Origin of the sequence: Microbacterium salsuginis, assembly GCF_012524205.1 — a bacterium.
GTDB classification, from domain to species: domain Bacteria; phylum Actinomycetota; class Actinomycetes; order Actinomycetales; family Microbacteriaceae; genus Microbacterium; species Microbacterium salsuginis.
This window is the reverse complement of the sequence record NZ_JABACI010000001.1, coordinates 570,636-583,538: the sequence shown is the minus strand read 5'-3', so window position 1 is coordinate 583,538 and position 12,903 is coordinate 570,636. Positions and strand designations below refer to the sequence as shown.

At 68.7% G+C, this 12,903-nt stretch carries 10 protein-coding genes; 7 read left to right on the top strand and 3 right to left on the bottom strand.

Going from position 1 to position 12,903, the window contains the following annotated elements; genetic code table 11:
• Positions 1 to 15 precede the first annotated feature (15 nt).
• Genes HF576_RS02840 through HF576_RS02830 form a run of 3 tightly spaced genes read right to left on the bottom strand, consistent with a single transcriptional unit; the run spans position 16 to position 2,745 of the window.
• Positions 16 to 888, bottom strand: a complete 873-nt coding sequence (locus HF576_RS02840) for a DUF6999 family protein (RefSeq protein ID WP_168911251.1) — start codon at positions 886 to 888, stop codon at positions 16 to 18.
• A 1-nt stretch (position 889) separates the two neighbouring features.
• On the bottom strand, positions 890 to 1,606 hold the full coding sequence (locus HF576_RS20685; protein ID WP_168911250.1) for an iron-containing redox enzyme family protein: 717 nt from the start codon (positions 1,604 to 1,606) through the stop codon (positions 890 to 892).
• On the bottom strand, positions 1,603 to 2,745 hold the full coding sequence (locus tag HF576_RS02830) for a 3-oxoacyl-[acyl-carrier-protein] synthase III C-terminal domain-containing protein (RefSeq protein ID WP_168911249.1): 1,143 nt from the start codon (positions 2,743 to 2,745) through the stop codon (positions 1,603 to 1,605). Before HF576_RS02830 ends, HF576_RS20685 begins: the two co-directional genes overlap by 4 nt.
• Before the next feature lie 136 nt (positions 2,746 to 2,881).
• Between HF576_RS02830 and HF576_RS02825 the strand changes: the two genes are divergently transcribed.
• Genes HF576_RS02825 through HF576_RS02795 form a run of 7 tightly spaced genes read left to right on the top strand, consistent with a single transcriptional unit; the run spans position 2,882 to position 12,899 of the window.
• Positions 2,882 to 4,735: a TIGR03773 family transporter-associated surface protein gene (locus tag HF576_RS02825; RefSeq protein ID WP_168911248.1), complete on the top strand. Its 1,854-nt coding sequence runs from the start codon at positions 2,882 to 2,884 to the stop codon at positions 4,733 to 4,735.
• Positions 4,732 to 6,297, top strand: a complete 1,566-nt coding sequence (locus HF576_RS02820; RefSeq protein WP_343234152.1) for an anchored repeat ABC transporter, substrate-binding protein — start codon at positions 4,732 to 4,734, stop codon at positions 6,295 to 6,297. Before HF576_RS02825 ends, HF576_RS02820 begins: the two co-directional genes overlap by 4 nt.
• A gap of 46 nt (positions 6,298 to 6,343) precedes the next feature.
• Positions 6,344 to 7,366, top strand: coding sequence for a choice-of-anchor M domain-containing protein (locus tag HF576_RS02815; protein WP_168911247.1), 1,023 nt, complete (start codon positions 6,344 to 6,346; stop codon positions 7,364 to 7,366).
• Positions 7,363 to 8,115 carry an anchored repeat-type ABC transporter ATP-binding subunit gene (locus tag HF576_RS02810; protein WP_168911246.1) on the top strand — a complete coding sequence of 251 codons (753 nt, stop codon included), beginning with the start codon at positions 7,363 to 7,365 and terminating at the stop codon, positions 8,113 to 8,115. Before HF576_RS02815 ends, HF576_RS02810 begins: the two co-directional genes overlap by 4 nt.
• Positions 8,116 to 8,117: 2 nt before the next feature.
• Complete coding sequence (locus HF576_RS02805) at positions 8,118 to 9,062, top strand: anchored repeat-type ABC transporter permease subunit (protein WP_168912041.1); 945 nt, start codon at positions 8,118 to 8,120, stop codon at positions 9,060 to 9,062.
• A complete protein-coding gene (locus tag HF576_RS02800; protein WP_240948621.1) occupies positions 9,059 to 9,898 on the top strand; it encodes a lytic murein transglycosylase in 840 nt (279 codons plus the stop codon). Before HF576_RS02805 ends, HF576_RS02800 begins: the two co-directional genes overlap by 4 nt.
• Positions 9,899 to 9,914: 16 nt before the next feature.
• Entirely contained in the window at positions 9,915 to 12,899 is a 2,985-nt protein-coding gene (locus HF576_RS02795; protein ID WP_168911245.1) for a choice-of-anchor M domain-containing protein, read from the top strand.
• The last annotated feature ends 4 nt before the right edge of the window (positions 12,900 to 12,903 follow it).

The window sequence follows — 12,903 nt, the reverse complement described above, 5'->3', positions numbered from 1 at the left end:
CGGAGCGCCGAGCGCTCAGTCGAACTCGACGCTGGTGTGCCGCGGGTACGCACCGCCGGCGAGCTTGACCAGCTGAGCGTGGGCGTACTCGCACACCAGCGCGTGGCGATAGACCATGCGCGGCACGTCGACGTTCGAGTCCATCCACAGGCTCATGCCGGCGAGCTTCCAATGGCGGAACGTGTCGTCGTCGCACACGAGGGCGAGGATCTCGAGGAACGAGTCGTCGAACCGGATCGAGTGCACCGCGCGCCGGTACTCCTCGACGGTGAGGGCCATCGAGAACGGGATGTTCATGAAGCACAGCGCGGTCTGGATGTCGAGCCGCAGCAGCCTGCGCCGCCCGCGTTCGGCGTCCAGCCGTGGGATGTCGAGCTGCGCGAAGTCGAGCGTCTCGGGCGGAGTCAACGGCACGCCGTCCAGCGCGATGAGCACGTCGTACACGTTGACGTCGTGCTCGACGACCGCTTGGTCGCCGAGGCCCGCGAGCGTCTCGGGCCGCAGCGTCACCGGGTCCATCTCGACCTGCGTGTTGCGGATGATGAAGTTGACGAGGTTCGTCTCGACGACGAAGTGCCGGATCAGCAGCTCGACGGCATCGGGAGACACGAATCGCCGCAGGAACCACACGCACAGCCGGTCCATGACCGGCAGCGGCATCCAGCGGAACGGGAGCACGCGCTTGACGATCGAGATCAGCGCGACGAGCACGCGGGAGAGGACGCGGGCGATGGGGTACAGCCAGCGCCGCGACATCCGTCGCTGGTCGTCGATGATCTGCCGTACGAGTGCGCGGTCCAGCGGCACCGACGGATCGGCGTAGATCGCCTCCCACATGCTCGGGTCGGAGCGGACGAACTCCGGGACCGTCGGTCGCGGCGACGGCATGTCAGCGATCCAGTTCTTCCAGCTGCAGCGCATACAGCCGCGCCACCACCTGCGCGCAGCGCACGATCTCGTCCGCTGCGCCATCGTCGATCAGGCCCGAGGTGAGGATGGCCTCGAGGTCGCCGGTGTGCGCGCTGTCGGCCTCCTGGTGGTACGTCATGAAGTGGACCTGGCTGTCGGCGAGTCCCAGCACCTCCTGGAACCGGGCGGCCCATCCGGCCGCACGCTGAGCGCCCAGCCCCTCGATGATGAACATCGCCCCGAGCAGCCCGACCGGGTTGGGCCGGTCCGCGTAATGGAACATGTAGCCCGAGAGCGCTTCGGACCCGACGTTCTTGCGGCCGGAGCGCAGCTCGTCGAGCGAGCCGCCCACGGCGACGTAGTCGCGCTCGATCATGAGATAGTCGCGGTGCTCCTCCTCGGCGTGACGGATCGCTGCCGCGCGCAGCTCGAAGTGGTCGATGTCGAAGTTGGAGGCGGCCCGCGAGATCCAGGGCGAGCCGTCGACCACCTGCTGGCGCAGGTTGAACAGCAGGCGCTTGTAGTCGTCGAGGGTCACGGTGCCCTCGGCGAGCCGGCTCAGCACGGGCACGCGGTCCAGGTGCTCTTCGAGCTCGGTCCAGACCTCGGCGAGGCGTTCGAACAGCGTGTCGGTACCGGAGGTCGAAGCGTCGCCGGTGGTGGTGGTGTGGGTGTTCGTGGTCGAGCTGATCGTCACGTCGGGGCTCCTTGCGATGAGGGTGGCGCGACCACCGTCAGGTGGGCGAAGGCGAACGAGAACCGGCCGGACTCGGGAACTGCCAGCAGGACGGTGTCGCCGGGCGCGAAGCGGCCGCTGCTCCATGCCTCCTCGAGGGCGATGAAGATGCTCGCCGATCCGGTGTTTCCGCGCGTCTCGAGGTTGGAGAACCAGCGGTCGGTGTCGAGGGTGGGCACCCGACGGCGCAGTGCATCGAACGCGACGTCGCGGAACGCGTTCGTGCTGTAGTGACAGATGACGTGGTCGAGGTGACGGACGTCGACGAGTCCGATGTCGACGAGCTCCTCGAACTGACGGATGCCGGCATCCGCGAGATCGTCCAGGACGCTCACGTCCTGCCGCAGCAGGAACATGCCCTCAGCGTCCGCCTCGGCGATGTCGACGTCCTGCCACGTGCGGCCCACGACGGGATCGACGCCGCTCATCCCCGCCCGCATGCAGACGTCGTATTCGTGCGCGAGCGAGACCTGCCGCACCCAGTCGACGCGCAGCGATGGTCTCGTCGGGTGCGGCTGGAACTCCACGACGACGGCGCCTGCGCCGTCCGAGAGCATCCAACGCAGGAAGTGAGAGTCCATGCCGGCCCGGATGCCGTCATACCGGCGCTGACGCAGGCTGCGGCTGGCCAGTTCCGAGCCGACGACGGCGGCCCGCGGGTGGTCGCCGAGGCGGATCTTGCTGACCGCGGCGTCCAGTGCGGCAAGGCTTGAAGCGCACACTCCGGACGCTGACAGCAGCTGCATCGGCCCACCGCCGAGACGGCCATGCACCATGGAAGCGAAACCGGGCACGAGTACATCGCCCATCGTCGTGGCGCAGGCCAGCATCCGCAGATCCGCCGCGTCGATGCCTCGATCCGCCAGCGCCGCACGCAGCGCCTTGACCGCCAGTTCCTCGTTGAGCTCGGTCGGCTCGCCGTGCTCGTCGAGTGCATAGTGCCGCTGCCGGATGCCGTTGGCATCGAGCACACGGCGCCGGATCCGTTCCGTCACAGGGTCGTCGCCGCCGAGCCGCGACGCGATGCCGTCGTTGTCGACCGGATCGCCGGGGAGATATCGACCGAAGCCGGTGAGGTACGCCGTCGCGGTCGTCGCCATGACATGACACTAGGCCACGGACGCGCCGGCACCGCGACACAATGCACCGCGCGGATTTGACAGTCAGAGGACATGCGCCACAAGATGATTAATGAGAATGATTCTCACTCTCATCCACCTGATCTGAGATTCCGTGATGCCCCTCCCGTCTCGCCACGGCCGGCGCTTGTTCGCCGTCAGTTCCGCCCTCATCGTCGGCGCGCTCACGTGCGGCGCCGCCGCGCTCGGTGTGCCTCTGACCCCCGAGCCGACGCCGACCCTCACGCCAGAGTCGACGCACACGCCGGTTCCGACCCATACTCCGACCCCGACTCCCGAGCCCACCGCGACCCCGACTCGCGAGCCCACCGCGACGCCGACACCGAGCCCCACGCCGGCCCCCGGTCAATGGGATGTCCGAAACGGGACGATCAACGATCACGGGGCGGTCGTGCTCAACGACGGGCACGTCGACGTGGCGGCGACGCTGGAGGCGGACCGGCTCGTCTCGCGGATCAAGGACACCACCGAATCATCTGATCCGGTCTGGCGCGATCCCGGTGACACAGTGCTGCAGATCCTTCCACACGCCACGGCGACGGTTCCGACCGGTGCTGCGTGGGACTTCCTCGGACCTGCGGGCTCCTCCTTCTTCCAGGTCTCGCAGACCCAGCAAGAGGGCCTGCTGTGGCCGGGATGGTCGACGGAGTCCATTCCCAGCGGTGCGACGTCGGGCGGTGTCGCCTGGTCGCTGGCCGACATCGAAGGGCCAGGCGAGTTCGCGCTCTACGAGTCCGACTCGTTCGGTCAGCCGCGTGTGCTCCTGAACTCTCGCGATGGGGTCTCCAGTGCGGACGCGTTCACCATCCCGAAGAACACCCATGCCCATGGCTCATGGGCATTCTCGGCCGAAGGCGTCTACTGCCTCGCGATGCAGCGCGCCGCACAGCTCAGCGACGGACGGGCGGCATCCGAGTCGTTCGTCCTGACCGTCGCGGTCGGAACAGTTGACGTGGTGGATCTCGATCCTGTGGCGTGCGCGGACTCGGTCGAACCGGACCCCGGTACCGTGCCATCGCCGCCTCCTCCCGTCGATGGGACCCCAGGCGCCGTTGCCCCTCCCGTGCAGGAGGTGGCGGCGACGCAGTGCACCGCTGCCGCGACGATCCTCTCCGCGGGGCACATCGACTACGCGAGCCGCCTCGTCGACGGACGGCTGCAGTCGCTGATCGGTGACGACACGTCGGGGAGCAAGGTCTACCGCGAGCCCGCGGGCACGGTGCTGTGGCTGAAGCCGTCGGCACGGGTGGCGCTTCCCGCCGGCTTCGGTCAGATCGGCGCGCCCGGTCAGACCGTGTGGCAGGTTCCGCAGACGCAGAACGCCGAGCTGATCTGGCTGGGGTGGAATACCGAGTCGCTCAACGCCGGCAACGCCCGCGGCCCGGTGCGCTGGACCATCGATGCTGTCAACGGCCCCGGCGCCGTCAAGGTGTACCTGTCCGGCTCATTCGGTGGCGTGCAGCAGATGGTGTTCGACGGGGGCGGGACCTACGGCATCCCCCTCGGGGTCCATGCGCATGCCAACTGGGCCTTCACGGCCGAGGGCGTGTACCGCATCACCTCGACCCAGACGATGACCCTCGCCGACGGGAGCGTCAGCTCCGACACCGAGACCATGACGATCGTGGTCGGCGACGTCGATCCCCGCTCGGCGACCGGCGGTGTCTGTGGAGCCCCGGCAGTGCTGGCTCTCACCGACGACGACAGCGGGCAGCTGCAATCGGCGGTGCAGTCACCGGTCGGCCTCGCCGCGTGGGCCGTCGACCCTTCGGATTCCGGATCCGGACCGCAGGCCGACGGCGCGGACCCCGAGGCGGTCATTGCCGCCTCGCGCGGCGCCGCGACGCCGACTCTGCTCGGCGTCCTCGGAGCGCTGCTGCTGCTGGCCGCCGCGGCGTGCGGCTTCGCCTGGCGGCGTGCGCTGATCCAGCCGTCGGGCAGGACCTCGTGAGACGGTACCGGTCCGCGGCCGTCGCGGTATCGGCGGCAGCGGCCCTGATCCTGAGCGGCTGCGGGGCGAAGCCCGTGCTCGCTGCGGACGGCCGAAACCTCCAAGTGCTCACCACGACCGGGTTGCTGCGCGACATGGCCGAGCAGGTCGGCGGCGCTCATGTCGACGTCGCGTCGCTGGTTCCGGATGGCGCCGACCCGCACACGTATGAACCGACTCTGCGGGACGCCCGAAACGCGGTCTACGCCGACGTGGCTTTCAGCAACTACGCGTTGCTGGAGGAGCACAACATCATAAAGACGCTCGACGCGAATCTCCGGCCCGAGGCTGTATCCGTTTCGCTGGCCGAGGAAGCGGTGAAGTACGCAGCGGAGATCATCCCGCTCGTCGAGAACGTGAACCTCGACACGCTCTGGCTCGGCATGCGGTCGGACGGCACCGGGGAGCGCTTCGGAGCGACCCGGTCGTCGAGCGTGATGGTGTCGATGACGGACGCCGAGGGCCCGGGCGATGTCTTCGCGTATCTGACGGGCACGTTCGGTGACACCGACGTGTATTTCGACTCGAGCGACGGCTTCGACGCCGCCGACGGGTACCGCCACGACACGATGACCCTCCCGACGGACGCCCACACCCACATGTCGTGGGCATTCTCCGCGCCGGGGATCTACCGTCTCACCTTCTCCTCCCGGATCCAGGTGGACGATCTGTCGCGCCCGCACGACCTCGCGACCTCGACGTTCACCTTCGCTGTCGGCGTCGATCCTGCGGAAGCGGGCGTTCCCGACGCGGTCGTGCTGGACGACGGGCACGCCGACATGACGGTCGACCTCGATCGTGAGGCTCTCGTCGTCCGCCACGATCCCGCCGGGGGAGACGATCACAGTCAGCGAACGCTCGACGCGGCCGACGTCGTGATCGACGTGCCGCCGCGAGCGCTCGCCGAGGTTCCCGTCGGGGCGGCGTTCGGCTTCCTCGGGCGACCGGGCGCGCAGATCTATCAGCTCCCTCAGGCGGTGCTCGGAAAGCACGTCCACGGCGAGATCGATCCTCACCTGTGGCAGAACGCTCGCAACGGAATGGCGTACGTGCAGCTCATCCGCGACACGCTTATCGACGCCGATCCGCCGAATGCCGCGGCCTACCGCGACAACGCTGCTGCGTACCTCTCGGAGCTGGAGGAGGTCGACGCCTATGTGCGCGCCACGATCGCCGACATCCCGTCCTCCCGCCGGTACCTCGTCACCTCTCACGATGCATTCGGCTATCTCGCCGAGGCCTACGACGTCGAGATCGCCGGGTTCGTCACACCGAACCCGGCAACCGAGCCGTCGATCGCCGACCGGAGGAAGCTCACCGAGACCCTCCAGACGCTGCGCATTCCCGCCGTCTTCCTCGAGCCCAACCACGCGGCGCGCGCGTCCGCGCTGACGGAACTGGCCGCCGAGCAGGACGTGGAGGTGTGTCTGATCTACGGCGACGCCTTCGACGACACCGTCACCAGCTACACGCAGCTCCTGCGCTTCAACGCCGACTCCCTGCACCGATGCCTCGCCGGATGACGTCGGCCGCAGCATCCTCTCACCGAAAGATCGATACCCACCCGACATGAACGCATCATTGCTGCCCAGGCTGTCGTCCCCGTCGGTCCGCGTCGCGGCCGTCCTCGCCCTCACCGCCGTGCTGACCGTCTCAGGGGCCGCGACCGACGACGACGGGCTGGATCAAACGCTCGACGCCGATATGGCTGTCGTGGAGGGTGCCCACGTCCTGGACGCCGGCCATGTCGACATGGGCCCGAAATTCGTCGACGGTCGATGGTCGTTCCTCATCCACGACGACGCCGCGAGGGCGGATGCGAACGCTGCCAGCGTGTGGCGGCACCCCGAGCAGACCGTTCTTCATGTGCTGGACGCGGGGCAGCTCACGGTTCCCGATGACAGCGCCTATGAATTCGTCGGGGCCGGCCCCGGCGAGACGGTGTGGGTCGTGCCGCAGACGCAGCACCCGGATGTGGTCTGGCTCGGGTGGAACACGCAGGATCCGGAGGTCATGCAGGCGATCGACCGAGGAGTGACGCTCTCGCTCACCGGCGTGCAGGGACCGGGGATCATGACGACGTACCTTCAGTCCGGCTCGTTCGGCGAGCCCCAGGTGCTCTTCGACTCCCGCGTCACGGACTCCCAGGAAGCCTGGGTCGACGTCAACACGCACACGCACGCGAACTGGGTGTTCACCGAGCCGGGCGTCTACCTCGTCCGGGTCCAGTCCTCCGCCGACCTCATCGACGGAACGACGGTCAGTGACAGTCGAGTGCTTCGTTTCGCCGTCGGATCCGCCACCGATCCGGCCGAGGCACTCGCGGCCCCGTGGCAGGGCGACGGCGCGGACCCGTCACCGACCGCGACCCCGCCTGCCGCGGAAGCCGCCGGCACCGCCGTTGCAGACTCTTCCGAAACTGCGAGAGATCCCCTCGTGCCGCTCCTGCTCGGCGCCATCGGCGTCGTCGCAGCGGGCCTCATCGTCGGGATCGCCGTGGCCGTGCTTCGGAGTCGCGGCGCTCGCCGCCGCGCGCTCGCTTCGGCGCCGGCATCCGGAGCAGACGGCACGCACGAGGAGACGGCGCGATGACCGCGGCGACACTCGAGGTGACCGACGTCGACGTCGAGCTCGCGGGACGACCCGTCCTGCATGACGTGAGCCTCATGGTCGAGCGAGGCGAACTCGTGGGACTTCTCGGTCCGAACGGGGCCGGGAAGACCACCCTGCTGCGCACGATCCTCGGGCTCGTGCGCCCGTCCAGCGGGCAGGTTCTCGTCGAAGGCCGCCCATCGAAACCCGGGCGGTCCTCGCTGGGCTACGTGCCGCAGCGCCACGACTTCGCGTGGGACTTTCCGATCAGCGTCGCCGAGGTCGTCGCCACCGGGCTGACCGGGCGTCTCGGGGTACTGCGGCGCACCGGCGCCGCCGAATGGGAAGCGGTCGCCGACGCCCTGCACCGCGTGCGCATGACGGACCTCGCCGAGAGACCGGTCGGACAGCTGTCGGGCGGGCAGCGGCAGCGGGTGCTCGTGGCACGCGCGCTCGTGCTGCAGCCGGCGGTGCTGCTGCTGGACGAGCCGTTCACCGGCCTCGATATGCCGACGCAGGATCTGCTGTCGGAGCTCTTCGCCCAGCTCGCGCGCGAAGGCCGAGCCGTGCTCATGACCACGCACGACATCCCCTCCGCGCTGTACACGTGCGACCGGATCGCCCTGCTCAACCGCACCGTTGTCGCCACGGACAGCCCGCAGAAGCTCGCAGCCGATCCTGCCCTGTGGATGTCGGCGTTCGGGGTCGCCGCCGATTCGGCTCTGCTGCGCATGCTGAAGGCGGCGTGACGATGAACCCGCTGGACTTCCTCGCCGACCTCTTCAATCCCGACCTCGCCTTCCTCCCCAAGGCGCTCGCCGTCGCCGTCATGTCGGCGATCGTGTGCGGCGTCGTCGGCACTTACGTCGTCCTGCGCGGCATGGCCTTCATCGGCGATGCCGTGGCCCACGCGGTGTTCCCGGGTCTGGCGGTGGCCTTCGTCGTCTCGGGCAACCTCATCCTGGGCGGCACGCTCGCGGGCATTCTCACGGCGGTACTCATCGCGGTGTTCTCGCAGAACAGGCGCCTGAAGGAGGACTCCGTCATCGGCGTGTTCTTCGTCGCCGCCTTCGCCCTCGGCATCGTCATCATCTCGCAAGCGCCCGGTTACGCCGGGTCGCTGCAGCAGTTCCTGTTCGGGGCGATCACCGGCATCCCCGACTCCGACCTGTATGTCGTCGCCGCGACCGGCGTCCTCGTCCTCGGTGTGGTCTTCGCGCTCCACAAGGAGCTCGTGACCATCAGTCTCGACCGCGAGTCGGCGCTCGCGATGGGAGTACGGGTGTTCTGGCTGGATCTCGTGCTGTACGTGCTGGTGACGCTCGCGGTCGTGATCAGCGTGCAGACGATCGGCAACATCCTCGTGCTCGCGCTGCTCATCACCCCGGCAGCCACGGCGAGGCTGCTGACGGATCGCCTCGGCATGATGATGTTCCTCTCGCCGCTCGTCGGCGGACTCTCGGCCCTCGTCGGTCTGTATCTGTCGTGGTCTTGGGATCTTCCCACCGGCGGCACGATCGTGCTGGTGCTGACCGCGGCGTTCCTCCTCGCGTGGTTCTTCGCGCCGCGACAGGGGCTGGTGTTCAAGGCGCGTGTGCGTCCGGCCAGACTCCGCGTCACCACGGCTGCGAGACGGGACGAGGCACTCGCCGACGAAGAGCCGGTCGATCAGGCGCTGACGGGAGTCGCGCGATGACCGATACGAATGAGAGCTTCGACGATCTCGTCGACGCCGGGCCGGCTCAGGCATCCGTCGAGCCTCCGCCGCCGCGTCGTTTCCCGTGGATGTGGGCGACGACGACGATCGTCCTCGCGGTGCTGGGAATGGGTGCGCTGACCGCCGCGGTCTGGCCGACCGGGCCGGCCGACGCGAACTCGAGTGCGGCCGCGCCGACGCCGTCGACCGCCCCCTCGTCGACCGCGCGTGCGACAGAGGCGCACCCGACCCAACGACGGCAGACGGATGCCGCCACCGCACGCCCCGACGAGCGCTGGGTGGAGCGGATCTCACGCGACGCCGGGATTCCCGAGCGCGCTCTGCTCGCGTATGCCGGCGCGGCCTTGTCGGTGGCCGACACGCACCCGGGATGCGGTCTCGGTTGGAACACCCTCGCGGGCATCGGGCTCGTCGAATCTGAGCACGGCACCATCGACGGCTCGGCGATCGGCACGGACGGTGTGGCGCGGCCCTCGATCATCGGCATCCCGCTCGACGGCAACGGCACGGAGGCGATCAGCGATACCGACGACGGGCGCCTCGACGGTGACGTCACGTGGGATCGCGCGGTCGGGCCGATGCAATTCATCCCCGAGACGTGGGCGGCGTATGCCCAGGACGGCGATCGCGACGGTGAGACCGACATCCACCAGATCGACGACGCCGCGCTCGCTGCGGCTGTCTACCTGTGCGACGTCGGGGGCGATCTGACCGCTCCCGACCGCTGGATCGCCGCCATCTCGGCGTACAACCCCAGCGTCGAGTACAACAACCGCGTCGCTGCAGCCGCGGAACAGTACGCCGCGATCCCGTGAGCCGAGAAACCCGGACATGACACCAGAAGAAAGGACGATCCCCGTGATCACCGATTCCCCACCCCGACGCAGATCGGCGGCAGTGCTGACGGCACTGGCCGTCGCCGCCGCCGCCGTCGTGCTGCCGACCGGCGCGGCCGTCGCCGCGGAAGGCCCAGCACCGGCACCAGACGACAACCGAGTCATCGCCGGCATCCACACCGACGCCGTCTCGACGTTCCTCGACGACGGCCGGCTCACGCTGGGCAGCAAGGCCGACGTTCCCGAGGGCAACGGCACGCGCTTCGAGCCTGACGACATCTGGTTCCATCTCGAGAACGCGGCACAGATGGAACTGCCGGCCGGTGGCTTCGAGTTCATCGCGCCGGGCGGCTCGACGGTCTGGATCGCACCGGAATCGAACCCAAACGCAACGGGACGACTCTGGCCCGGATTCTCCACCGAGTCGATCGCCCCGAGCGGGGTGGACGGCGACAAGACGTCGTTCACGCTCGTGGATGTGCAGGGACCGGGCGATCTCGAGCTGTTCACAATCGGCGGATTCGGCACTCCGAACCGGCTCTGGTCGTCGGACGAAGAGTTCAAGACGTTCGATGTCGGTCGCACCCACATGCACGCCAACTGGGCTTTCACCGCTGCCGGCACGTACGAGATTACGGTCGAGGGTGCGGTCACGGTCGGCGGTCAGTCCCAGACCGACCGGGCGACGTACACGTTCGTCGTCGGGGATGCTCCCGAGGCGGTGGCCACCGCGACGTCCCTGAGCGCGAGCACAGCGACGGCGGTGCTCGGTGAAGCAGTCGCGCTCGACGCCACCGTGTCGCCGGCCGGTGCGGTCGGATACGTCGAGTTCCTCGACGGTGAGACCGTCCTCGGACACGAGCCTGTCGTGGACGGCACGGCATCCTTCGTCACGAGTTCGCTCGGTCTCGGAACGCGCGCGCTGACGGCGCGCTTCGTTCCCGAGGTTGCGAACCTCGCGTCGGTGTCGACGTCGGCGGCGGTGACCGTCACCGTGACGGAGGAGGGAGCCGAAGAGGAGTTCGGTGTCTACGGCCTGGCCGATAGCTACCGCGCCGGCGAGATCATCGACCTCCGCGTCGGTGGCGCGACCCTCGCCGAGGGTCAGCAGTGGCGATGGTTGGTTCGTTCGGGCGAGGGTCTGACGGAGTACACCAGCGCCGCCCTCACCGGCACCGAGCGCATCACCAGAGACGCCACGGTGGCCTTCGACGGGACACAGGTCTCGGTGAGGATCGTCGATGCCGACCGCAAGACGGTCCAGCAGACGGGCTGGTACACGGTGAATGTGGAGGGTCCGAACGTCGGTGAGGGAGAAGCCATCGCCGTGACCCCTCTCGCGGAGTCGTACTACCGCGGCGACGACATCGAGGTGACCGTCGACCATCGTCCGCTCGCGGACGGCGAGATCGGCCGCTGGGTCGCACGTCCGACACCGTACGTCATGACCTGGAGTGCGACGTCCGAGTGGAACACCCCGCTCGGGGGGAACCCGTATCTCATCGACCCCGCGGTCTTCGGCTACAGCGAGTTCGCGTACGAGATCATCGACGCCGACGGCGCACTCGTCGGGCGCTCGGCGGCGATGTCGACGACCATCCAGGACCGCGAGCTGCAGGTCTCGGGCATCCAGTCGGTCTACCGCGTCGGCGACACGGTAGAGGCGAGTTCCGATCTGCATCCCGCCCGCGACGGGCTGGCGTACCAGTGGTACCTCCAGCTCGGTGGCGGATGGGAGGCGATCGAGGGCGCCACGTCGCCGGCGGTCTCAGTGCCCATCACCGAGGGAATGGACAACTCCTACCTGATCCTCGAGGTGGCCGATGCGTCGACCGGATACGCGGTCGCCTCGTCCACGCAGACACTGCGGGTGACGGATGCCGCCCCGGGCGAGCAGCTCGTGCTCATGGACTCCCTCTCCGGGCACTATCACCAGGGCGGCACGATTCGCCTCAACGCGACGGCCGATCCGGTCGCCAGCGACACCGACACGTGGCGTTGGCTCTGGCAGCGACCCGATCAGGCCGAGTTCGTCCCGATCGAAGGTGCCACCGGCTCGAGCCATGAGGTGCGAGCCCAGCAGGCGCTCGACGGCACTCTCGTCAAGGCCGAGCTGCGATCGGCCGCGGGCGAACTGCTCGCGACCAGTGGGACGGCCACCATCCACGTCGACGACCACGGAGCGGCGCCGCAGGAGAAGGCGACGATCAGTGGTCTGGCCGAGCAGTACCAGGAGGGCGACGAGGTCACGTTGACGGCATCCGCTTCGCCCGACTCCGTGCTCAGTCGATGGGAATGGTACGTCCAGAAGCCGGGCGACGACGTGGCGATGCTGGTCGAGGGTCAGCACGACGCGGAGCTGTCGTTCGCTGCGACGACCGAATACGACGGGGCGGCGATCTTCGCGCGTCTCACGTTCGAGGATGGGCGTTCGTATATCGAGGCGCCGCCGGTGCTGCTGAAGGTCGTCGAAGATGGCGATCAACCGGGAACCGGTGGGCCGCAGGACCCCCAGAAGCCGGGCGAGGCGCCTCAGCCGCGCACGGGAGACGAGCTCGACGGTGCGGCCGAGACGGGCTTCGGGCTAAGCAACACCACCCTCACCCAGGGGCAGGTCGTCACACTGCAGTTGGGTGGGGACTACGCGGGTCAGTGGACGGCTGCGTGGCTGTTCTCAACGCCGACGCTGCTCGGGGGCGATTGGACGCAGGTGAACGCCGCCGGCGCCGTGGCCGTGCGGGTGCCGCTTGACGCCGCCCCCGGAGAGCACCGTCTCGCGGTGTTCGCCGCAGACGGCACCGTGATCGGATGGACGCCGGTCACCATCGTCGCGGCAACGGGCGAGACTCCGGTCGGGGCGCTTCCTGCGACCGGCGGCTCGCTGAGTCCGCTCTGGATCGGCGGTGGAATGCTGTTCGTCGCCGCCGGTGCCGCAGCGGTGCTGATCGGTCGTCGTCGAGCAGTCGCGGCGCGACGCTGACCCA

Bases quoted from the DNA above. Each gene is read 5' to 3' on its own strand.
- HF576_RS02815 (WP_168911247.1), top strand. From the start codon at position 6,344: ATGAACGCATCATTGCTGCCCAGGCTGTCGTCCCCGTCGGTCCGCGTC.
- HF576_RS02840 (WP_168911251.1), bottom strand. From the start codon at position 888: ATGCCGTCGCCGCGACCGACGGTCCCGGAGTTCGTCCGCTCCGACCCG.
- HF576_RS02805 (WP_168912041.1), top strand. From the start codon at position 8,118: ATGAACCCGCTGGACTTCCTCGCCGACCTCTTCAATCCCGACCTCGCC.
- HF576_RS02795 (WP_168911245.1), top strand. From the start codon at position 9,915: ATGACACCAGAAGAAAGGACGATCCCCGTGATCACCGATTCCCCACCC.
- HF576_RS02800 (WP_240948621.1), top strand. From the start codon at position 9,059: ATGACCGATACGAATGAGAGCTTCGACGATCTCGTCGACGCCGGGCCG.
- HF576_RS02810 (WP_168911246.1), top strand. From the start codon at position 7,363: ATGACCGCGGCGACACTCGAGGTGACCGACGTCGACGTCGAGCTCGCG.
- HF576_RS02825 (WP_168911248.1), top strand. From the start codon at position 2,882: ATGCCCCTCCCGTCTCGCCACGGCCGGCGCTTGTTCGCCGTCAGTTCC.
- HF576_RS02830 (WP_168911249.1), bottom strand. From the start codon at position 2,745: ATGGCGACGACCGCGACGGCGTACCTCACCGGCTTCGGTCGATATCTC.